This is a genomic window from Dictyobacter aurantiacus (assembly GCF_003967515.1).
GTDB classification, from domain to species: domain Bacteria; phylum Chloroflexota; class Ktedonobacteria; order Ktedonobacterales; family Ktedonobacteraceae; genus Dictyobacter; species Dictyobacter aurantiacus.
In genome coordinates this window covers 684,901-707,542 of the sequence record NZ_BIFQ01000001.1, presented here as the reverse complement: position 1 = coordinate 707,542, position 22,642 = coordinate 684,901, and the positions used below count along the sequence as shown (strand labels likewise).

The 22,642-nt window shown below is 53.2% G+C and carries 15 protein-coding genes; 5 read left to right on the top strand and 10 right to left on the bottom strand.

Features of this window, described 5'->3' with window-relative positions; genetic code table 11:
• Window positions 1-68: 68 nt before the first annotated feature.
• Together obgE and KTT_RS02805 are read left to right on the top strand one after the other, a co-directional pair.
• Window positions 69-1,382 carry a GTPase ObgE gene (obgE, locus tag KTT_RS02810; RefSeq protein ID WP_126594544.1) on the top strand — a complete coding sequence of 438 codons (1,314 nt, stop codon included), beginning with the start codon at window positions 69-71 and terminating at the stop codon, window positions 1,380-1,382.
• Between the two features lie 144 nt (window positions 1,383-1,526).
• Window positions 1,527-5,432: a tetratricopeptide repeat protein gene (locus KTT_RS02805; protein ID WP_126594543.1), complete on the top strand. Its 3,906-nt coding sequence runs from the start codon at window positions 1,527-1,529 to the stop codon at window positions 5,430-5,432.
• A gap of 107 nt (window positions 5,433-5,539) precedes the next feature.
• Here KTT_RS02805 and KTT_RS02800 read toward each other — a convergent pair whose 3' ends face one another.
• The 4 genes from KTT_RS02800 to KTT_RS02785 form a co-directional block, all read right to left on the bottom strand.
• A complete protein-coding gene (locus KTT_RS02800) occupies window positions 5,540-6,844 on the bottom strand; it encodes an MFS transporter (RefSeq protein ID WP_126594542.1) in 1,305 nt (434 codons plus the stop codon).
• A gap of 248 nt (window positions 6,845-7,092) precedes the next feature.
• Window positions 7,093-9,036 carry an MraY family glycosyltransferase gene (locus KTT_RS02795; protein WP_126594541.1) on the bottom strand — a complete coding sequence of 648 codons (1,944 nt, stop codon included), beginning with the start codon at window positions 9,034-9,036 and terminating at the stop codon, window positions 7,093-7,095.
• Between the two features lie 102 nt (window positions 9,037-9,138).
• Window positions 9,139-10,680: a UDP-N-acetylmuramoyl-L-alanyl-D-glutamate--2,6-diaminopimelate ligase gene (locus KTT_RS02790; RefSeq protein WP_126594540.1), complete on the bottom strand. Its 1,542-nt coding sequence runs from the start codon at window positions 10,678-10,680 to the stop codon at window positions 9,139-9,141.
• 84 nt (window positions 10,681-10,764) lie between these two features.
• Window positions 10,765-11,802 carry a queuosine 5'-phosphate N-glycosylase/hydrolase gene (locus tag KTT_RS02785; protein ID WP_126594539.1) on the bottom strand — a complete coding sequence of 346 codons (1,038 nt, stop codon included), beginning with the start codon at window positions 11,800-11,802 and terminating at the stop codon, window positions 10,765-10,767.
• A 334-nt stretch (window positions 11,803-12,136) separates the two neighbouring features.
• Between KTT_RS02785 and KTT_RS02780 the strand changes: the two genes are divergently transcribed.
• Window positions 12,137-12,403, top strand: coding sequence for a MarR family transcriptional regulator (locus tag KTT_RS02780; RefSeq protein ID WP_160145600.1), 267 nt, complete (start codon window positions 12,137-12,139; stop codon window positions 12,401-12,403).
• Window positions 12,404-12,489: 86 nt separating this feature from the next.
• Here the strand turns inward: KTT_RS02780 and KTT_RS02775 are convergent, their stop codons facing one another.
• A complete protein-coding gene (locus KTT_RS02775) occupies window positions 12,490-13,155 on the bottom strand; it encodes a sigma-70 family RNA polymerase sigma factor (RefSeq protein ID WP_126594537.1) in 666 nt (221 codons plus the stop codon).
• A gap of 157 nt (window positions 13,156-13,312) precedes the next feature.
• On the opposite strand from KTT_RS02775, the gene KTT_RS02770 reads away from it, so the two are divergent.
• On the top strand, window positions 13,313-13,615 hold the full coding sequence (locus tag KTT_RS02770) for an anti-sigma factor family protein (RefSeq protein ID WP_126594536.1): 303 nt from the start codon (window positions 13,313-13,315) through the stop codon (window positions 13,613-13,615).
• Between the two features lie 82 nt (window positions 13,616-13,697).
• Here KTT_RS02770 and KTT_RS02765 read toward each other — a convergent pair whose 3' ends face one another.
• The 5 genes from KTT_RS02765 to KTT_RS02745 all read right to left on the bottom strand — a co-directional run bounded on the left by KTT_RS02765 (window position 13,698) and on the right by KTT_RS02745 (window position 20,374).
• The gene (locus KTT_RS02765; protein ID WP_160145599.1) at window positions 13,698-14,525 is read right to left on the bottom strand and encodes a DUF2085 domain-containing protein; all 828 of its coding nucleotides are present in this window, start codon (window positions 14,523-14,525) and stop codon (window positions 13,698-13,700) included.
• Between the two features lie 32 nt (window positions 14,526-14,557).
• Window positions 14,558-15,283: a cytochrome c biogenesis CcdA family protein gene (locus KTT_RS02760; RefSeq protein WP_126594534.1), complete on the bottom strand. Its 726-nt coding sequence runs from the start codon at window positions 15,281-15,283 to the stop codon at window positions 14,558-14,560.
• 60 nt (window positions 15,284-15,343) lie between these two features.
• Complete coding sequence (locus KTT_RS02755) at window positions 15,344-17,032, bottom strand: HEAT repeat domain-containing protein (protein WP_126594533.1); 1,689 nt, start codon at window positions 17,030-17,032, stop codon at window positions 15,344-15,346.
• 203 nt (window positions 17,033-17,235) lie between these two features.
• A complete protein-coding gene (locus tag KTT_RS02750) occupies window positions 17,236-18,681 on the bottom strand; it encodes a serine/threonine protein kinase (protein WP_160145598.1) in 1,446 nt (481 codons plus the stop codon).
• 769 nt (window positions 18,682-19,450) lie between these two features.
• Entirely contained in the window at window positions 19,451-20,374 is a 924-nt protein-coding gene (locus tag KTT_RS02745) for a sigma-70 family RNA polymerase sigma factor (protein WP_235845575.1), read from the bottom strand.
• A 519-nt stretch (window positions 20,375-20,893) separates the two neighbouring features.
• On the opposite strand from KTT_RS02745, the gene KTT_RS02740 reads away from it, so the two are divergent.
• On the top strand, window positions 20,894-22,630 hold the full coding sequence (locus KTT_RS02740; RefSeq protein ID WP_126594531.1) for a serine/threonine protein kinase: 1,737 nt from the start codon (window positions 20,894-20,896) through the stop codon (window positions 22,628-22,630).
• Window positions 22,631-22,642: the final 12 nt, after the last annotated feature.

Here is a 22,642-nt window from a genome sequence, read left to right as displayed (position 1 = left end):
TGTGATATACTGCCTTTCGCCACAAAGATACAGATTTTAACGCCTGCAGAACGCATTGGGGATGGTTTATGTTTTACGATCATACAAAGATTTATGTCAAAGCCGGGAATGGAGGTGACGGATCAACGCACTTCCGCCGCGAGAAATTCGCTCCATTTGGCGGCCCGGATGGTGGAGATGGTGGGCGAGGTGGAAGTATCTACTTTGAAGCTACCAATGGTTTAAATACCCTGATTGACTACCGCTATAAACAGCAGTTCAAAGCTGATGCGGGCGCCCCGGGTGTGCGTCAGAAGATGCACGGGGCCAAAGGAGAAGACATTGTTTTGCGCGTGCCGTGTGGCACGATTATTCGAGATGCGGAGACGGATGCGCTGATTGCTGACCTGACTGAGCCGGGACAGCGAGTGATGGTTGCTCGCGGCGGGCGTGGGGGTCTGGGCAATGTCCACTTCGCGACCTCGACACGTCAGTCCCCAAAGGAATCTCAGCGTGGCGAGCCTGGCGAGGAGCGCTGGCTTAAGCTGGAGCTACGCGTTATTGCCGATGTAGGCCTGGTTGGATATCCAAACGCGGGTAAGTCGACGCTATTATCAGTCTGCTCCGCCGCCCATCCAAAGATTGCCAATTATCCCTTTACGACACTGGAGCCCAACCTGGGTGTGGTTGAGGTCGGGCAGCCACGCAGTGGCGATGGCTATAGCTTTGTGATGGCTGATATTCCAGGTCTGATTGAGGGAGCGGCCCAGGGAGTTGGCCTGGGACATGAATTCCTGCGCCATATTCGGCGTACGCGTCTGTTGATTCATATGGTTGATGGCTCCGCGGTCGAGCGCGATCCCTGGCAGGATTTTGAAGCGATCAATAAAGAGTTGCGCGAATATGATGCTGAGCTTGCTAAGCGTCCCCAACTGGTTGTGCTGAACAAAATGGATGTGCCCGAGGCTCAAGAGCGCTGGCCTGAATTTAAGGCTAAAGTTGAGGCAGCGGGCTATAGTGCATTTGCTATCTCGGCGGCCGCTCATCAGGGAACGGATGAATTGATCGCCGAGACCTCACGGCGTCTGCATGAGCTTGCCCGCGAAGAGGCCGAGCGTGCCGCCGCACAGACGGTGGTTGATCTCCGTGAGGGTGAGAGCCCCGTCTTACGCCCTATGCCCGACGATGCGTTCACCGTTTCTAAGGAAATGGGGATCTACGTTGTACGCGGCAAGCGTGTCGAGCGCATGGTCAGTATGACGAATCAGGAGAGCGAAGAAGGTATGGACCGCATGCAGGTGCAGCTTGAAAAGCTGGGTGTCACGAAGGCGCTTGAAGAAGCTGGCGTACAGGTCGGCGATACCGTACGTTTTGGGAAGGTTGAGCTCTACTGGGGTGAATAGCTTGCAGATGTGTTGGTTATGACCACTTTATAGGGCCATAGCAAACACATCTGTGGTATACTTATACCTGAGAAAGCGGCATATCCCACATTTAGTATCGTGTACTGGAACGCAAAGCAATGGAATGCGAGATCACTGAAGCCCATGGGAGAAACACTTAGCTTATTATTCTGTACGTGTGATGATGGTTCGTACGAGGTACAAATAAAGGATAGCTGGTCGGGGCATGTGGTAAGCGGACGTTTTGTGCCTCCATATGCATCCAGGCAGATAAGCGCGTTACAGAAAAAGCTGAACACGCTTGAAAGCAGCGACGCGGAATTACGTGGAATTGGTTATCGTCTCTTTTGCTCTATTTGCGACATTGATCCTTCCCAGCGCCAGCCGCTGCAGCCTGCTGAGTCCTCGGTCGCATTTGTGCTGCGTAACATTATCCAGCGCACATTGAAGCGGCGGGGAACGGTCGCGTTAACGCTGATCTTTGCTCCGGGCTGCGAGGAGTTTGTGCGCCTCCCCTGGGAATTGCTCCATAATGGCAATCACTTTTTGATTGCCTCCGGGATTTTTACGCTCAGCCGCGCCCTCATGCGTCCAGATGCCCCCATCGGCTCTGAATTGCCTGTACACCCCCCTTTTCGCATATTATATATCAGCGCCTCCCCCATCAATTTTGCGCCCCTGGAGACCGAGCGTAGCTTTGAGGCGATGGAGGAAGCGTTAAATCCTTTGATCGAGACCGGCCAGATATTCCTGGACCGCCTGGAGCCCCCTACCTTCAGTCAGTTTGTGCGCTACCTGAACTCGTATGGGGGAGCGGGCACGTTCGATGATAGCGATACAACGCTGCCCTGTTATGTCGTGCATTTCGATGGCCATGGAGCCTATGGCAAGCTGTGCCCGAAGGATGGTTGTGAGACGGTCAGTAATCCAGATGCTCGTAAATGTGTGGAATGTGGAACCTCATTGAGCCGCATACAGCCACAAACATATCTCTGTTTCTGCGATGAGGATGGCTACAACAACTTTATTGATACACAGTCGTTGCGGGGCGTGTTGGTAAGTAGCGATGTCCATCTCGGCGTCTTTGCGGCCTGTGAGACCGCTCTGATCACCAACGACAGGTCCTCTGGTGGAAACGCACCGCCAACTCAACATCTGGCCGCAGTCGACTCAACACTGGCGACCTCCTTAGTGACCGCCCAGGTACCGGCCGTAGTCGCCATGCCATTCTCTTTGCAGGATGACCTCAGCCCGACCTTCATGTATCATTTTTATGAGGCACTGGCGGATGGCCGTACATTGGAAGAGGCGCTATCCCGGGCGCGACAGGCGATGTTGCCCATGCAGCAGAAGAGCTGGTTTATCCCTGTGCTCTATCGCCATGTTGCCGAAGACGATGAGGGTCCAGTAGCTTTGATGGTAACATCTGATACGCAAGATGACCATGCCCATCCCCTGTCCCATCTGGGGCCCTCAATATCATTTGTGGGTCGTGAACGCGAGTTGCGGGACGTTGAGCAACTGCTGACGCTGGCTGCGACGAATCGGCCTTCTTCATCTGCTCGCCGGAGTATGCGCAAGCCCCAGGGCTATCAGCATATCGCGTTGACGGGCTCGCCCGGCATTGGTAAGACCGCGCTGGTGTTGGAAGCCATTCGGCGTAATCGCGATAAGTTCCCTGGCGGTATCATCGGCGTTTCACTGGAGAATGGGAAATTATTTAACGATGCATTACTGGAGATTATTCATGCCTTGCAGATTCCGGCGCGCAATGTCGCCAGCAGCGATGCTCGTCAGCGTTCTCGCCTCGTCCAGGGTACTTTGCGTTCGCTGGCCAGCCGTGAGCTTCCCTGTCTCCTTCTGCTCGATGGCTTTGAATCAATCACAGATCGATCTGAGCTGGAGCAGTGGCTAACGTTTTTGAACAGCCTGCCGCTCGAAGTTGTTGTGGTGGTTACCTCGCACTCTAATCCCGAGAGCATGCTGGTTACGGATGGAACATTGGGCCGCTGGTATGAATATCGCATTGGGAAGATGACCAATAGCGATTTATTGATGCTTTTCACGGATCTGGCGGCGGCCAGTGGCCTGGATCAGCGCATCCAATTGAATGAACCCCGCCAGCAGTTCATTTTAAAAGAGATCTGTGCCCTTCTGGATGGATATCCCCTGGGAGCCGAGCTGATCTTTGGTACCGCCCGCACCATCGGGGGCCACATCTATACGCCAGAAGCGGCTACGCGTTCCCTGGAGGAGATTCGCGATGAGCTCTATGGCAATCCCCTGGCCGGTATTATGTCTGTTCTGGAGGTCTCGTACCAGCGTTTAAGCGCATCGGCTCGCCTGTTGCTCTCATACCTGGCCGCGTTCCGCATTCCGTTTAATCGCGAGCAGATCGCGATGCTTGTCTCTCCTGATACCCTGTCGACTGCCCATGAGACGATATCGCCGCCGGTGAATGGTGATGCGCAGCAGGAGCGGCCCGAACACCTATCGGCGCTGCTGCCCCAGAGGTGGCGGGCCGCTCGTGATGAGCTGGTGCAGGCCTCGATTGTTTTATTTGATGGATATGCGTACTCTATTCATCCACAGATCCGCCACTTCGCCCTCTTGCGCTTACCGCTGGAGGAGCGTCGCCGGGTGCATCGAGTGGTAGCTGCTTATTATTATTGCCTGTCCCATCCGAAGATGGAGGAATGGATCGAGGCGTTTGAGCACCTGGAAGCGGCGGGCGAGCCGCTGGATCTACACGAAGCGATCCAGGTCGCTTTGAGGGCGGCGCCCCCCCTTGAGGGGCAGGGTCATTTTGAGGCCGCGCAGAAACTATTGCGCCGCGCCGCCAGTTATGCGACCCGCCTGGGAGATCGGACAAGCACGGGCTTAATACAGTGTTGCCTGGGCGCTTTGTTGCGGCAACTGGGCAGTTACGCCGAAGCTGAAGTATATTTGAGGAGCAGCCTCGCGACCCATCAGCGCCATCCAGAAGAGACCGAGTATATTGGCTGGTCGCAGTATGAACTGGCCCTCTTGCTCCATGACCAGGGGGATTTCCCTCTGGCGCTGACCTGTATCCAGCAAGCGGAAACACAGTTTAAGGAGTGCGGACAGGAGTGTGGCCTGGCCCGTGTCCTGGATGTTCAAGGGATGGTGTACCGCGACCAGGCTCGTTACGCTGAAGCGCTGCGTTGCTTTGAGCAGGCCATCGGCATCTGTGTGCAGCAGGAAGATAGACTGGGCCAGGCTAGAGCCCTGCATAATCGCGCTACCGCCTATGGTGCGTTGGGCCAATACAGTCGGGCCGTACGTGATCTCGAAGAGTCGTTACGCCTGTTTAACGCGCTCGATCGCCCGGTTGACCAATCATGGGTGATGGTGGATAAGAGCTCCATCTACATCCTGCAAGGAAAACTGGACCTGGCGGAACAGTCCTGCCAGGAGGTACTGCCTTTCTTCCGCGAGCGGCACCTGAGGCGTGGTGAGGCCCTGACCTTGCGTACAATGGGGGATCTCTATCGGCAGAAGAAGGAGTTACAGCGGTCGCACAATTGTTATAGTGAATCCCTGGCGCTCTTTAACGCCCTGGGTGATCGCATGAACATAGCGTTAACGATGTACCTCATCGGGTCCCTCTTCTTTCTGGAAGGTACCTACCTGGAGGCGAGAAATAATTATGAGCAGGCGCAGTTCCTGGCTCAGGAGAGTGTTATTTCCTACATTCAGGGTCTGGCGCTGGCCGGCCAGGGAGACGTCGCGGCTGTACTGCGGCAGTTCACTGACGCGGAACGCCATTATCATGAGGCTGAGCGCTTGCTGTCGGGTTTCTCTTTAAATCGGGAGCGCCTGAATATCCTGTACCAGTTAGGCATGCTCTATCAGACGCAGCAGCGCTATCAAGAGGCCCTGGATACCTGGGTACAGGCTCTGGTGGTAGGCGTGGAGGAATCCTCAACCTTGTATAGAGATATTCAGGATAAGGTACAGGCTCTGGTTGCTGATCAACACCTGGAGGCCGAGTATCGTGCCTCGCGCAATCGCTTCAACCTGGTGTAGTGCCTGTTCCTGGTGTGGGGGTACCTGTCTTTACGGGTATCCCCCTTTTTGTTGGCTCGCCTGGGTACTGTATGTAGATGGCTATCAGATCGTTTATCGCCTGGCGTCTACAGGGTGCGTAGAACTGGTCGGGCCAGTAGCAGGTACAGCGAGTATAGACCCACGATGGCGGCACACAGCAATACTGTAAGCGGGCCGCCAATCAGCGCGATCAACCCACTGGCCGGAAAATCGCCGAGCGGCCGGATGCCCATAATCATCAGCGTGTTCAGGCTCATGACGCGTCCTCTCATTTGAGGAGGCACCCGTGTCTGCAGGAGGGTAATCGTCGTTGCGCCAACCCCGTTCTGGGAGATGCCAAAGAGCAGTAGTGCTAGCAATGAGATGCCAAAGAAGTGGCTGAGCGCAAAGATCAGGAGCGAACTTGTCCACACCAGCAATGAACAGAGTAGCAGCAGGCCCTTATATTTGAAGTCCCCTAACGAAGCCACTACCAGCGCCCCCAGGATAGTACCGAGTCCCGCCGCCGAGAAGAGCAGTCCCAGTTGAGCTGCGTTCAAATGCAGAATCTGCGTCCCGAAGATTGGTAGAATTAACGTATTCGATGGACCAAAGAAGAGCAGTGCTCCATAGCCAGACAGAACCCATGGAAGCGCTTCATCCCTGCGTACCGTGCCGAGTGATGCCCTGATAGAAGCCAGCAATGGGCCTCGCCTGGCCGTGCTTTGTTCTGCCGCGTCCTGGGGAATGCGCAGTAGATAGAGTACGACCAGAACTCCTAGAAAGCTGATGCCATTAAGGAAGAAGTTGCCAGCATAGGGGAAGAGGCTATTGCCGTTTCTGGCATTGCTAAATACAACGATCATGACGCCGGCCAGGGTGGGACCAACAAATGCCGAACCATTGAAGACGATTGACTGCAGTGAGATTGCATTCATGAGATCTTCACGTGGCACCAGCGTTGGTACCAGCGAAGAGCGCGCGGGCTGGTCGAAGCTAAGCACCGTGCCTGAGCAGAAGGCCAGCAGGACAATCATCCAGACCTGTACGATACCGGTGATCGTAATGATGCCCAGGATAAACGCCAGGAGCATAGACAGGCTTTGTGTGATCAACAAGAAGCGACGTTTATCGCTTTGATCGGCGATACTTCCTCCTATAAAGGCAAATATAAAGAATGATGCGGCCTGCGCCAGCGAGACGATTCCCAGCGCGATGGGCGAGTTATGCGTAATCTTCAATACCAACAGGCTCTGGCTGACAATCTGCAGCCAGGTGCCAACTGATGAGACAATCAGGCTGATCCATAACAATCGAAAATCCCGGTAGCGTAAGGCACGTAGTGGAGAGATCCTGCGCCTGGCTACACGTTCCTGTGAAGGTTCTTCTGGTAAGGTGGGGACCCTGGACATTATTAGTGTGACCCTCTTTTTTGATGATTTTATAACGCTTAAAATTTACTAGACATTATGACAAAAGATGCCACAATAAGCAAATGCAGGTAATAAAAAAGGTTGCTTCCATAGAGAGAAGCAACCTTTTTTATTACTCAAGCTCCCATACAGTTCCTCGCCTGTAGCGTTCGTGTTGGTAATAATAGAGTGCAGGTGTGGCGCATCCGCGCCACACCTGCACTCTATTATTACCAACACGAACCTTGTTATTTCTTTGGCATGTGTTGGGGACGGGATAGATGGTCTTTGGTGGTGGGGCCGCTATCCGGGCGTCGCTCTGACACAGGCTTGCTTAACAGCACGTCGCTATTGAGAGGCGAGGTTACCTTGATCTCTTCATTGTTGCTCTCAATGGGATAATCGGGCGTATTGGCGGTCCATACTTTGAGTGGTCCAGTTTGATTTTCCTCTTCGCTGACCGGTTCGTATGGGTTGGGCAGGTCGGCCGGGGGCAGGTTGCCCTCCAGAATAGGCTCTTCCTTGTGGCGCAAGATATCCTGACGCCGAATGGGCTGCGTCTCCTGTTTTTCCAGGGCCAGTTGATTTTCCAGCTCATTAAGCAGATGGACGATCTCCGGCCGCAGGACACGGTTGCGTTCTGGAATACGGGTCCATTGTGCCTGTGCGGCCGGATAGTAGCCTGCGCGATAGCAATAGAGGCCGAGCATGGACCTGGCATCAAAGATCGTCATACGCTGCCAGAGGGCCAGTTCTTCCGCGGGCGTCTCGATGACATCTTCGCTGGCCTCTACTACTTCGACCAGGTGATAGAGTTTGAGGCCCATGATACGGAAAGGATAGCCATAGTAGAGGGCCAGCCGATGACGCCGGGCTCCAGCTACAAAGTGTTTGCCCACAAAATAGTTCTTCGACCAGGAACCACTGGACCAGATCAAAATGGCCAGCAAAATAATCAGGAAGCGCCCGATATAGCGCTGCCATGAGAATGGTACCAGGCTGACCATGATGCCAAGGACCGCGAAGCAGGCGCCTAGCGCCCAGGCGGCATATACCAGGCGGCGACGATCCCAGCCCAGCAGATCGAAGTGATGATGGAGTGGCGTCGCCAGGAACGGCAGGGGAAATTCGGTATGCGGCACAAAGGTATTGGCATGGGAAAAGCGCAGAATGGTGAGATAGCGGCGGAAGAAGCGCGTCAGCAGGCGGGCGGAGATCAATGCGGACAGGCCTTCCAGAACAAACGCGCCCCCGATCATGAGCAAGAGTGTCTCGTTACGCGAAAAGATCGCGATCATCGCCAGCAATCCACCCATTCCCAGGGCTCCGCTATCTCCCATATAAATTTTCGCGCGACGTGTGGCGTGTCCACGGCGGGCGGCCCAGGCCGATGGCCAGTTCCAGGGGAGATAGCCCAGAATCCCACCGGCTCCCAGTAGCGACAATACTTCCAGCACAACCCCATTTGGCTGCGTTCCAACCAGGCCGGTCACGACGATGCCCAGTCCCAGTGACGCGCTAAATACCAGTCCACCGGCCAGACCATCCAATCCATCGCTGAAGTCCACTGAGACCGAGGTCAGGCTTCCGACTACGCCGGTCATTACCATCAGGAAAATGAGCCAGCCATAATAGCCAACAGAGTTACCAGCCACCGAGCAGATTTCTGGATGATGCGGGATCGGCGTGGGGCAGAGGAAGGTATTCAGGATCGGTAGATCCTTCCACAGACTGTAAGAGATCTGTCCACTCTGAGGAAGCAGGTAAAAATAAAGCGCGGCCGCGCCTGCTCCAACCAGAAAGACGCCAGAGAACTTGGCGATTTCAGAGAGCCCTTCACTGCGATATACTTTACGCCAGTCATCAATAAATCCTACCAGGGCGTAGCCCAGCATCGCTCCCAATGAGATAAAGAGTAAGATCCATTGCTCGCGTCCAAAGTTGAGGAGATATCCCGAAGCAATGCCGATCCCTATAATCGCCAGGGTAAAGGCGGGCCCGCCAACCAGCGGCAGCTCAATCGTTCTGATCTCGCGTTTCCCTGTTGGCAGGTCGGCGCGATGAGTGCCGGGTTTGTGCTCACCACTGCGAAACTTGGGAAAAAGCAGCCTGGCCGCCTGGCAGAGTAACGTACTTGCAATAGCGCAGCCGACAAAGACGACTAGTAATAACCACGGAGAATTCGGATTCATAAGTACTCCCAAGACGTAATGATGGCCTATACAAACAATGGTTGTTGCACTGCCCCTGAAAAGGGGGCGTTCACCTGGCCGTGCTGCCAGGTCCAGGTGTTGCTATCTTGCATCGTGCCACCCCTGTTTGTTCAGCTGTTCACGCGCGACCTTACGATCGTCCCAGGGGAGTTTTTCACGTCCCATTATGATGCTCTGCTCATGTCCCTTGCCCGCCAGGAGCACCGTATCGCCAGCTTCGGCATGCTTAAAGGCGGCGGCGATGGCCTGGGTGCGGTCCGCGATGCACAGGAAATCTTTGCCTTCCCGTTTTCCCGCCGCGATCGCGCCATCGGCGATTTCGCGCAGAATCTTCTCGCGATCTTCATCGCGCGGATCTTCATCGGTAATCACGAAGAACTCAGATTGCTCGGCTGCGATGCGTCCCATAATCGGTCGTTTCTGCAGATCGCGCTCACCGGCCGATCCAAACACCAGGATCATTTTGCCCGTTGTCAATGGACGCAGGGTGGCGATGACTTTTTGCAGGCTATCGGGCGTATGGGCGTAATCCACGATAACAGAGAAGGGTTGTCCTTCCGCGATGGTCTCCATTCGTCCTGTGATGCCCCAGATAGTCGCCATTCCTCGTTCAATATCGGCGACGCAGATCCCCTGACTGTAGGCGGTAGCTATGGCGGCCAGGCTATTGCTGACGTTGAAGCGACCAACCAGGCGTGTTTCGATGTGCGCCTCTCCATCGGGTAGCACAACGCGGAAACTGGTACTTTGCGCTCCAAGGTGCAGATCGACGGCGCGCACAGCCGCCGGTGTATCGATCCCATAATCCAGTATAGGAACTTTGCAATACGGCTTCAGCACATCGTAGCTTACATCGTCGCGGTTCAAGATAGCGACCGGGCGGCTATTGATGCCCTTATCTCGTTCGGGATCGAGCATCTCAAACAGGCGAGCTTTGGCTCTTCGATAGGCTTCGATCGTCTTATGGAAGTCCAGGTGTTCATGGGTAATATTGGTGACCACGCCGACATCGAAGTTGCAGCCATGGACACGGCCGAGCTCCAGTCCATGGGAGGTTGCTTCAACGATGGCATAGGGAACCTGTGCGTCGACCAGCCGTCTCAGAAATTCCTGGATCTCCAGGGCTTCCAGCGTGCTCTGGCGAGTGGTATTCTCCCACTCTTTTCCATCCATCTTGAAATTGGCCGTTGTCATCAAACCATTGCGCCGACCCGCGGTTTCGAATAACGTGCTGATCAGATTGCTGGTCGTGGTTTTGCCGTCGGTACCGGTGATACCGATGGTGCATAGCTGGTCGGCTGGATAGCCATAAAAAGCACGGGCCAGGTCGGCCAGGGCGACGCGGACGTTTGGGACCTCGATGTACGGTAGTGGTGGTGCCTGATCATCTGACTGCAACTTTTCGCCTATAGCCAGGCGCGCGCCGCGTGCGGCGGCATCGGGGAGATAGAATTGTCCATCTGTATGGGTACCAGGGACAGCCACGAAGAGTCCTTGTTGGGTGACCTTTCTAGAGTCATAGGCGATCGACGTGATCTCGCTGGTTGGATCAAAAGTATATTGTTGTTGTTGCTCGCGCCACGAATATTCTTGTAGCGCATCGAGTAATGTATGTAATTGCATAAGTTGTTATTTACCATCAATATTTGTATGTAGTAGCGACGACTGGTTGTCAGGTAGCAAAGACAGACGCACACACCATGCGTGTCAATAATACATGGTGCGTGTCCGATGGTAGGGACGCATCTCTTCCGAGCTTTGCCCCAGTAACCAGAGTCGCATATCAATTTCGGCTGCGGTTATTACGTGTCCCTGACGCTGTAAAGATTGCCGCAAAAGTTCACAGGACCAGATTGTGCAGGCGCGAATCTCTATTTCTTCCTCACTACCAGACTGAATAAGTTCTTTCGCATCAACCCTGCGGGCCAGGTGAACATCGTATTCCAATACATTATATTCTCGCAGCACCTGGGGGAGCTTATAATCGGCAAAAATGGTTAATTGGTCCTGTCTGGTAAAGTTTCCCCAACCCTGGCCATGGAAAGAGCCATTGATATCAGCGATGGTAATCTGGGCGCGTTTCAAAAAACGCACCGGTTGCCCGCGATAGACGGCGACATCGCGAAATGAAGGGAAGTCTCGCTCTAATAAGAGCACGAGTTGAATCGCATCGTGTGCGGTCTGCTCAATTGCATTGGTGAACTGGCCCCCGTAACGTTCAAGCAGGACGTGACCGACTTCGCGCGCATTCTGAACGCGTTGCTCAAAGAGAGGGATGGTGCCGGAGCCACGAAAAATATGGGCTACTGTTTGTTCTGAGATGCTGCGCAGATATTCTGCGTCCCACAGGGGCAGACCCTCTTCGACCGCGCGTTTCAAGGCCGCCGCCTCGGCCCAATAACCATTGAGTGTCTGTCCCTGGTAATCAATGGTCCAGCGTGGCTGGTCTTTCTCGGCCCAGAAACAGAAATTGAGCGCATCCAACAGCAATAACCAGTTGACGGTACGAGCCGTGCCATCTGAGAAATGGTAGCGTTCATCCCATAGAGGCATGAGTGGTGTTTGTCCCTGTGCCTCTTCCTGTAGCCAGTATTTCCCGAGCTGTTCGACCTGTTCCAGGTTGATCCGGACATTCCTGGCCTGATCAACCACCGCGCGTATGCTGGTCAGGATACCCAGGGGATCGGTTGCCTGTCGTATTGTATTACTACCATCCTCCGCGGGTCCGTATGTAAGCTCTGACATGGTCCTGCCTCTCTGCTTTTTTCGCTTCGATTCTACAAACAAACCCGGGTTTCGTCAATCATTCGTCCATCAATGGATAAATGATATAGGTAATATCGGTTGATTCGCACCCTTCCCTGGTATCTGTTCTATTGTTGATGGCTTGCTTTTTATATAACGATGAGCGCTTTCCCTTTGGTGCAAGCCGATTGGAGAGGCAAATATTGCTGATCGTATTTCTCCTGGGATACCTCTTTGAGGTGGTACCCGCTTTTCTTGTACACAACGTCATTTTTGATGAATGCATATAGTTGGTATATGTGCATAGAAATTTGATGTGTAGGAGAAAATGCGTATGACTACGGTGCGCCGAACATCTACCAGTGTTACCTCTCGTCAGTTAGAAGTTCTGGCTTTTTTGACACGGCGTGAGCACTGGCTTGTAGGTGAGGTCGCATCCGCTCTAGGAGTAAGCTCCGCGGCAGCGACAAAAGCGATTGCTCGTCTTGAGCGTAAGGGATTAGTAACACGTTCAGTGGATATCATGGATCGGCGGTGCGTTAATGTGCGCATTACACGTGCCGGAAATGAGGCTATACGTCACACTGCAAAACCTGTATAAGTATAAATAGCACCTCTTTGAGATGAAATATCTGGCGGTATTGCCAGTACGGAAGTTCTGTACCATTCCCGTAAGCAGAAATGCGTTTACGATACTTCCGTCCTGACATACCCTCTATCTTTAGCGTATTGCCATAGTGATTTCTGTAACTGGCGGCGGGCACGCGAAATGCGGCTCATTACGGTTCCGATCGGAATCTGTAATGCTTCCGCGATCTCTTTATAGGATAGCCCCTCAATATCGGCAAGGATGATGGCCATTCTGAAATTGGGGGGGAGATCATTCAGCGCCTTATAGACATCTTCGTCCAGGTACTGGTTTAAAACTTCTTCTTCAGCTCCCTGGCTACGCTCCTGGCCGCTTAAATCGCGAATCTGGTTGTAGAGATAAAACTCTTCACCTTCCGGTAGGGCCACGGGCGTTGGATGATTCGCCTGTTTACGATAACGATTGATGGCCGATGTATTAAGTATGCGAAAAAGCCATGCGCGTAGATTCGTACCTGGTTGATAGGTATGAGAAAAGCGGATGGCTTTTAGCATGGTTTCTTGCACCAGATCTTCCGCCTCCTGCGGATTATTGGTCATGCGTAACGCGGTACGGTAGAGGCTATCTAGCTGGGCAAGCAGACCAGCCTCAAAGTCTTCCGAGGGCGGCTCTGTAGCCTGTACTTGCTCATTCTCTCTATCTTCTTCAGACGTCGCTGTTAAATCTTCTGTAGGTAGCTCGTTGAATTGTGACTTATCCTGCATTAAACACTCCTCTGACAAGGGGCTCACCACGAGGTCCTCCTACTTTCTTTCGGAAAGTATTATCAGTATATCTTATAGGTCCAGGGAATGAAAGGGCTACCTAATTATGTTAGAATGAACAGATAGAGTGGCGAGCTAGTGTAGGAGAAGTTTTACTATGGAATGTTTAGATTGTGTTGAGGCGACAGCACGTTTGCATCTTTACATCGATCGCGAATTGAGCACCGAGGAGGTTGCGATCGTTCAGCAACACCTGGTGGGTTGCCCACATTGTGAATGTCGTTTTCATTTTGATTTAGAAGTAAAGAGGCTCATCCATGAGCGCTGTACGATTGAGCGTGCTCCGGCACATTTGCGAGAGGCCGTGATGCGCCTGGCTCGTGGCGAGCGTGGCAAGATTGATGCTGATCTGGCGCATGAGATCAAGCGGGAAATCAAGGCTGATCTTGAGGGTTGCTAGTTCTCCTGGAATTTCTAAACTGCACGCAGTCGTAAGTAGGCATGCGGGTATTTTATCGCATCAGACTATGTTATCGAATGAATTAAGATAAAGGAATTCCAAGCGCCTGAAAGAGGGATAATTTGAGCTGAGCCAGCAGAAGCAGTTCTCCTGTGGCTGTCAGCAGCGCGAGGCCACAGAATGGAATGAGCTCTTTATAGCGCGTGAACGATTCATCGCGTTTACTGAGCAAGAGGATGAAGATGAGGTTGACACCGCCGACGGCGGTGAGCAAACCAAGTGTGCTCAGTATTGCCAGCGGGTAGAGAGCCAGGCCACTCTGGGAGGCGGCGGCGTAGAAGCATAAGAGCAAGACAGGAAGGAACCAGCCTAACTCTATCCACGCTGGCAGGCTGCGCTGTGTATTGCTATGGCGCCAGATGAGCCCATTGATGACCGGGAGCACAAAGACGCCCATGGCAAGACCGGCGAGCAGACCACTGGCCAGGCGCAACAGGTTGTTTGGTTGATAGAGGTGCGAGATGCCCAGGTCAACGAACAGCGAGTTGATGCCATCGACGGCTAGAAAACAGATACCCACGCAGAGCGCGATAATCAGAGATTTTTTAGGAAGAACCTGTGCGCGTCCGCGTTTCCTGATAAATACCATGATCATTGTCACAAAAAAGCCCAGGTAGATGCCTGTGTTGCGTGAGCACAGTGGCAATCTCTCTCCGCCTGGATACAGTGAATGGGTGAGCAACTGGGCACAGATCCCACTATCCAGCCAGCGTAATCGCTCCAGCAGGGTTGCGCCTGGACACCATATCGCGGTGGCCAGCAGTGCAAGATAGCATACGGCAAGCAGGCCGTTAAGCCAGGGATAGCACGTATTTCCTGCGGACATTTCCTGCTGAACTCGGTGCTCCATAACGTCCTCTCGCATGCTTCTTCTGTATTGGTTTATAAGTTGATGCCCGAGGTAAAGATTGAATTGATATAGGTCAGTACGTTGAAGAAGATCATACAGCCGACGATCATCATCAGAATACCCGTGGCGGTTTCAATCTTGCCCAGATGTGGCTTGAACCACTTGAGTGCCTGGCTCATCTGGTTAATGCCCAGCCCTAGCAGGAGGAAGGGAACGCCCAGTCCCAGTGAATAGACCAGGAGCAGACCAACGCCATGTTGGAGCGTAGTGGCATTGGCTGCCAGGATCAAGATGCCTGCCAGGATAGGCGTGATGCACGGGGTCCATGCGATGCCAAAGATCAGCCCCATCGCGAGCGAGGCTGGATAGCCAGGATGCTCTGGAATAAAGGTGATGCGTTTCTGCTGATTGAGAAACGGAATATGCAGCAATCCTGTTAGATGGAGTCCAAAGATTACCATGATGATACCACCAGTCTGGCGCAGGATGGTCAGGTGGTCACGCAAGAAGCTCCCCAGCGTACTGGCCGTAGCCCCAAGTGCCACAAAAGCAATCGTGAATCCCAGCACAAAGGTCGCGGCATGCAAGAATGTTGTCAGGCGTGTTGAAATAGTTTGTTTGGTCGCGGAGGCCTGATAAACGCTGGGCCCTACGAGTTGGGCGAGATAGATAGGGACCAGAGGTAGCACGCAGGGAGAGAGAAACGAGGCTAACCCCGCGATAAATGCTATGCTCAGGCTAATCTGTGTTGGATTCATACATGCTCCTTGAACAATTCCGCTGTCTTTTGCTTGCTCTTTGCCTTATAGTATAGGGGTTTAGCTCAAACTGTGCAACGTCTTATGCTCCTCGTTCTGTTGTGCTTTTTGCCATTTTTTGAGGATTGAGCGCGCTTCAAGGGCCAGATTCTGGATTGAAGGCAATGTATCTTCTTGCAGGCGCGCCAATTCGGTGAACGCGTAGACGACGATCGTGTCTTGAGCGAATGTAATATCTGCCAGCGCATGCAGGGCGGTAGAGGCGACATACTCGTCGCTATCGAGCAGAGCCTGTAGCAGGTCGGGAATAGCCCAGCGCGCATCTGTCTTAGCACAAATGTAGGCGGCGCAGGCGCGGACGCCACTATCGCTGTCATCGAGCAGGAGCGATTGGATATATGGGCGTAGTTCTGGTGTGGCGTGCAAGAGCTTGCCCAGGGCCGCACATAATTCCAGCGCCCTTTGCCTCAGCAGGGGACTGGACGCATGAAGTAAGGCCTTGAAGACATCGTTCTTTATAACCTCCTGCCCTATCTCTTCCCAGGCGGACTGGCGGCCGTTGTTGCGCGCCTGCCAGAGCAGTTGCGCCAGCGAGTCCAGCGCGGTCACCTGCAGGTTTTCTTCGGAGGTGGCCAGTGCGCGCAGTAGCCAGCGCACGATGTGTCCCCGCAGTGGCGCGCGCAAGGCACTGTGGAAGCAGCGTAGGCACTCGATAACTTCTCCCTGCCCCGGATGCTCTCTATTCATCACAATAGTTCCAAACACAGCCGCGATATACTCACCTCCACAGGCTGCCAGGGTATAGCAGGCCTGTCGCCGCAGGTCAGGATGGGCTGATTTAAGCATAGGCAGCAGGCGCATGGTTAACGTATGCTGGCGCATTTGATGACGCAGTGTCTTGTCGCGCTGTGCGCTCTCTTCCAGGATGGTGAGTACAAGGATTTGTAAGCGTTCATCGCTGGTCTCCAATAACGGGTAGAGTTGCAAAATAGTCTGAGACATGGAGACCTTGCCAAGGGCATGGGCGGCATGCTGGGCAATTTCAACGTCATCATCGTTCAAAAGCTCGATCAGGCGCGTCGCCAATCGCTCCTGCTCTTCGTGCGTGACCTGCAACAGACGCTCAGTCGCCAGGATAAAGGTCGCTGCTTTTCGTATTTCATCCGGCACATCGGCTGATAAGAAGCATATGAGCTGCTCGAGGCCCGCCGGATCTCCATTATTTAACAGGGCATATGAGGCGGTCAGACGCACTGGATAGCTTTCCTGCTCTTCCTGGTGCTGGTGCAGTTGCGTACAGGTAGAAGGATGCAGGTTATGTGCTCTGGCTCGTGTAGCCAGCGCCATGGCGGCCGCGTAACGAACCGAGCCCCAGGCTGTCTGCAACCCCAGGCAGAGCAATGCTTCATTATCCTCCTGCGGTATCAGCCCTGCCGCCTCCATAATGCTGGTCCATAAGACGGGTCCAGGGGCGTCGCCCAGGATAGGATGGCGCAAGAGATCTTCTAATGGCATCTTTTCATGCTGACTCAATTGCAGCAAGAGGCGACTGGTATGCTCGTATTGTGGTGGCCACCAGGGCCATTCAGGCCTGGTGATTTCCGGATAATTGCTGAAGGTACTCAGAACCAGGGGGAGGATCGTAGATCCCTGTTTGGCAAGCCTGCGTGTGGCGCGTAAACGTGTCCGATATTCCGTTTTCGGACCCAGAAGAAGTGCGAGTGCTGCTTGAATACTTTCTTGCTGCATAGACTACAAATACGCTTTCTTTTGCATAGACTGCTGGTTGTTCGTGCGGTGGCCATTATTTAAATACAAGAGATCAGCACATGTAGCACCGTCAATAAGCATTGTGAACGGTGCCTTTATTAGTGTAACCGGGTTGCCAAATTGTTGTCGTTTTTATTGACGTGCGCCCGCCCTTTCTGAATTGCTTTATTTCCTGTAAGCTATTAGCGCTCAGGAGTTTTGAACAACTTATGCAGTTGATCCCAGAAGCTGAGACCTGGTTCCTCTTTTTCCCTCTGCGAGGAATTTGCGCTCCCGTCCTGATTTTTCACTCTTTGTTCTCCATCTCCGTCTACTGGCAGGATGGGTGTGGTTGGTACCCCCTGTGCTGGCTGTGACTGTTCGGCAGGCAGGCGTGAAAAATTCTGCGTAGATTGAGCTGGGGAGGTATTGTACTGTTGTTGATCAGGCGCAGGCATACGCGTGAAGCCCTGTGTGGATTGTGATGGGCCCACAGGCTGTTGCGATGGAGGGGATAGCCTATCCAGACCTTGTGAGGACTGCCTGAACATGGGCTGCGTATTGCCATGGGAGAGGGGCGCGAAGCCCTGGGTTGCCTGGGCTGCCCGCTGTTGTGGAGGTACAGAAATAGGCGCGAAGCCCTGGGTCGATTGTGGGCGTACCGCTGGTGTCCGATGGGTATGTTGCTGCTCTATGGTGGCCCGATAGCTTGGAAATGCTGCCTGCGGCCTTCTTGGTGGTTGAGCCATTTTTTTCTGCTGCGGCTGACCATAGGGCGATTGCGACGCACGGGGATCATTGCTGGGAGGTGGCAGGTGAAGCTCACGGAGCTCGTGCGCCATCAAACCCGCCTCGCGATAACGATAATGGCGGTCGCGTTCCAGGGCTTTGAGGATAATTTGCTCCAACGCCTCGGGTAGCGCGGCATTATGCATGCGGGGTGGCCGTAGTTGACCCTGAATGATGGCCTGGGTGACTTCAGGCATTGACCTGCCGGTGAATGGACGGCGTCCGCACACCATCTCGTAAAGTACGACTCCCAGGGCATAGATATCGCTCCGATTATCCAGGGTGTAGCCCCAGATCTGTTCTGGCGAAGAATAATAAATGCTACCAACCAGTGTACGTGCCACCGTAATGACCTGCAGACCAGGAGCGCGCGCCAGCCCAAAATCCATTACTTTAATTTTGCCCCAGCGATTGAGCATAAGATTTTCAGGTTTAATATCGCGATGGATAACGTTGCGTTCACGATAGGCGGCATCCAGCGCATCGGCAATCTGGGCTGCATATTCTACGGCAAAATAAGGAGCGATCGCGCCATCTAGGTTCAGGAGACTGGCCAATGTTGGGCCCTGTACAAATTCCATGGCAAAATAGAGCAATTTTTGCTGCTGCCCCGCATCATAAATCTGTACAATATTGGGGTGATTGAGGCCCGCGATAATCTGGGCCTCACGGGTAAAGCGTGCCACATAGGATGCATCACGGGCCAGACCCTGTGGGAGCACTTTAATGGCGACTTCACGTCCCAAAGCCAACTGTTTCGCTCGGTAAACAACCCCCATTGCTCCCCGACCAACTTCCTCTTCCAGGTAATATCCGCCAAGAATGTGCCCTGCCAGTTCATTCATAGTAGGCTGCGACAAATGCGCGCTATACGGTAAACAGCACGCCGCATGTCGCTCTCCTTTCTGGTATGAAGAATTGTCCATCTGTAGTGATGGATAACGGCTCTACGGCTATCGCAAAGACTCTCTGGTTCCCCCATAGTACAACTACTGCTAGTGAACTAGACGGATGATGCCTGCTTCTAGAGTAGCCGCGACCAAAAGTACCTTGCCCATGAAATGTGTAGCCGTGAGTTTCTCTCCTTTTAAAATGGTAAAATGCGCGCCCTGGTTTTCTGCACGCATTACTTATGCCAACCAGTTGTAGGATCAGGCCACCTGCTGCATTGTGCCAGCAGAGCGACTATATATACCTACGATTATATATCATTATTTAAACGTGAAGGGGCTACTAAATTTATATCTATCTTACGTTATTTTATATTCCAATACATTATACGTCCAGATTTTCTGTCCCCACCGAAAGAGTGTAGCTGAAGAAGGTCCCTTTTGTACAAGCGTAAGACACATTGTTTAGAACGTGCCTGACTTGCGTTGTGTACGCCTTCTTTCCTCATGAGCTTTTGATTTCGGTGAGCCCACCACCTCTTTATATGTTGGTGCATGGGGGGGTGGGCAGATGCGCACCCCATGCACCAACATATAAAACCAGTGCGGCTGCGCAGCGGACGCGCGTGCGGGGGCGACCACGCGCCCCCAGAGTGACGAGAGTCTGACACGCTTCTAGATAAAAAAGGGTGCAAAGCCATGCTATGCCTTGCACCCTCAATGCCGTAGTCGGCACTATTTAGTCCAGATAATCTTTCAAAATTCGGCTGGCCTGCGGGTGTCGTAATTTACGAATCGCCCGTTCTTCTATCTGACGTACACGTTCACGCGTAACTTTTAACTTTTTGCCCACTTCTTCCAGCGTGTGATCATGGTCGTCGATGAGGCCGAAGCGCAATTCGATGACCTGTCGTTCGCGCACTGTAAGTTGTCCCAGGACCTTGCGAATTTCTTCACGTAGTAACTGCTGATCTGTAATTTCGGTCGGCCCCCGCTCGTGCATATCCTCGATGATATCGCCGAGGGTATTTTCCTCTTCTTCCGAAAGAGGGGCATCGAGTGAAAAGACCTTTTCTGCCCAAATAAGTAATTCACTCACACGCTCTGCGGTCATGCCGAGTCGCTCACCGATACTCTCAGGTGTTGGCTCGCGTCCCATTTCCTGGTATAACTGGCGCGTGGTGCGTTTGACGCGCATCACCTCTTCCATAATATACACAGGGAGTCGCACAACACGGGTCCCCTCAAGGATAGCACGCGTGATAGCCTGTTTAATCCACCATGTCGCATAGGTAGAAAAACGAAAACCTTTGCGGTAATCAAATTTGGTCACCGCTCTGATGAGACCGATGTTGCCTTCACCAATGAGGTCTTCCAGAGAAAGACCCTGGCCGACGTATTTTTTGGCAATACTGACAACCAGGCGCAAATTCGCTTCGATGAGATGGTTTCGTGCATCTTTGTCGCCCTGTTCGGCTCTCTCTGCAAGGCGCGACTCGCTTGCTGCAGAGAGCAGAGGAATGCGTGAAATCTCACGAAGATAGAGGCGTAAGCTATCGCTTTGTGCCAGGTTACTGATATCAGCTTCCGCTACATTTTCGCGTTCAGGTTCAGCCGCCTTATCACGGTCGCGTTCTGCGTTAAACATCACATTTCGTTCCAAGTGCTTGCTCTCTTCTTCTGCAACATGTACGTAGATCAGTTCAGTCTTGGCTTATTGTATCATACGTATATGGTATTGCAAGCAACAACATCCTCTCTTTGAAGATTGCCACCCACGTTTACTCTGTTTATTATTGTGTCGGCTGCCTGTCTGTTCTCAACAGGGTCTGTACACCTGGCCACGTGAAGTGTTGCGCCTTTTTTAGTATACCCATGAGAACAGCAAAGAGTGCTGCGTTATTCCAGTGAACCTATCAAAACCTATCTAAAGGGATCTTTTTTGCGTGCCCGGATGGCTGAAGGCACGGCCATACAGGAGTATGGTAAGAAAACGGGTAAATTATTCACTGATAGTGTATGGTGTGCTATGATAGTGGCTGGGGTCGCCGACACAAATGCTTAACAAAAAGAATATTTACTGTAACCGCCTGTTGCCTTGTAACGTAAATATGTTGCGCATTTCTGAACTGGTTGTCATTCCTGTTTATGTCTCGTGGAAAGTAGAGGTCCATGCTCGCTCATGAGCTTACCAGTCGCATTAACACCAGGAACGCTTATCGGGGGCCACTATATTGTTGGCAATCTGATTAATCAGGGTGGCTTTGGCGCGGTCTATAGCGGGGTTGATACGAGCGAAAAGAATCGTCCGTGCGCGATCAAAGAGACGTACGATGTCACGCCCGCCGCCCGCCGCCAGGCGTTGATGGAGGCGAGCGTACTATTTACCGTGAGAAGCCCCCATCTGCCGGAGGTATATGACGCCCTTGAAGCCAATGGGCGTTTTTATCTGATTATGCAGATGATTGAGGGGCAGAACCTGCTGCAGGTGTTGCGTTCGCGGGTTCCTGGTGGCAGGGTGGGCGAGCAGGTGCCAGGTCAGTTGTCCAGTGGTCCCTGTAGCGAGCAGGAGGTTTTAAACTGGCTACTCCCGCTGATGGATGCGCTACAAGAGCTCCATAATCGTCGCCCACCAGTGATGCACCGCGACATCAAGCCGGGCAACATCGTGCTGACGCCAAACAATACCGCCGTCCTGCTTGATTTTGGCCTGACCAAGCTTTACGATCCTAACGCGAGCACACAGACATTGGGGCGCGCGGTGAGCGAAGGGTTCAGCCCGCTTGAGCAATATATCGGCAAGACTTCACCGCAGTCAGATATCTATTCGCTGGGAGCGACGATGTATATTTTACTGACGAATCGTCTCCCTCCCGTCGCCACCAGTCGCAGTGTGCATGATGAGTTGATTGCTCCACGCCTGCTCAACCCATCGATCTCACCAAAGATGGAGTGGGTTCTGCTGAAGGCGCTGTCGCTCCACGCGGACCAGCGCTTTGAGAGCATGGGCGAACTGGCCCGGATCTTGCGTGAGCCATCATTTGATGCCTATAATGATCAAACTATCGCGGTCCAGATGGGGCCAGCGGGTTCCGTTCTAACTCCTCCTCCCGCGCACAGCTACGCGGGACCACACAATGATCCAACCATCGCCGTCCGCTCACCGTCTCAGGTGATGCCACCGGTTCAGCCAGGCGCAGGTCCTTCAGCTTACAATCAAGCACCATATCCATTTATGCAACCGCAACAATCTTATGGCTATAACGGAAATGGAGTTCAGCAGCAGATCAGTTATCCCGCTTTGCCACCGGGTCAGGGAGGAGTCCCACAACCAGCGCCGGGATATCCTTATCCTCCCCCGTTATCTCCGGCGGAACAGAAGAAGCGCGCCCGTGCGTATGCGGCTCAGAATCGGCCTTTACCCAATCCGTCCAGCCAGGGCTGCCTGTGGGGATTAATTCAGGGGTGCCTGGCGGCCCTGATGGTATTGGCATTGAAGGAAGCGGCAGATTTTTATCTGGCGACGGTGTTCGGCTTCCTGTTCTATGTCTTTGCTGGTTTTATAACCACGCGTCGGGGTGGTAGCTCGATTCGCGGAGCCTGGGCCGGCTATTGGACCGGTATCTGGGGCACCGTTGTTTTCTGGGTCGGTATGCTGCTGGGTCTGTTGATTGGTGCCACCCAACGCTATCAAACCTTAATGACCTATAATCCTCAGGGCGATTCGCGCGCTTTATTCACGCAGGCCTGGAGTTTTGTGCAGCCACACTGGCCCGTAATCCCCGCTTTCCTGACCAAACAAACGCCCTTCGTCAATTTTTTGTTTCTTATGTTGCTGGGCCTGCTCATTGCCTGGATCCTTGGTTGGTTGGGTGGTCTATGGGGCCGCGCCCATCGTCAGGAAGCGCAACGTATCTAAAATGTTTAGATT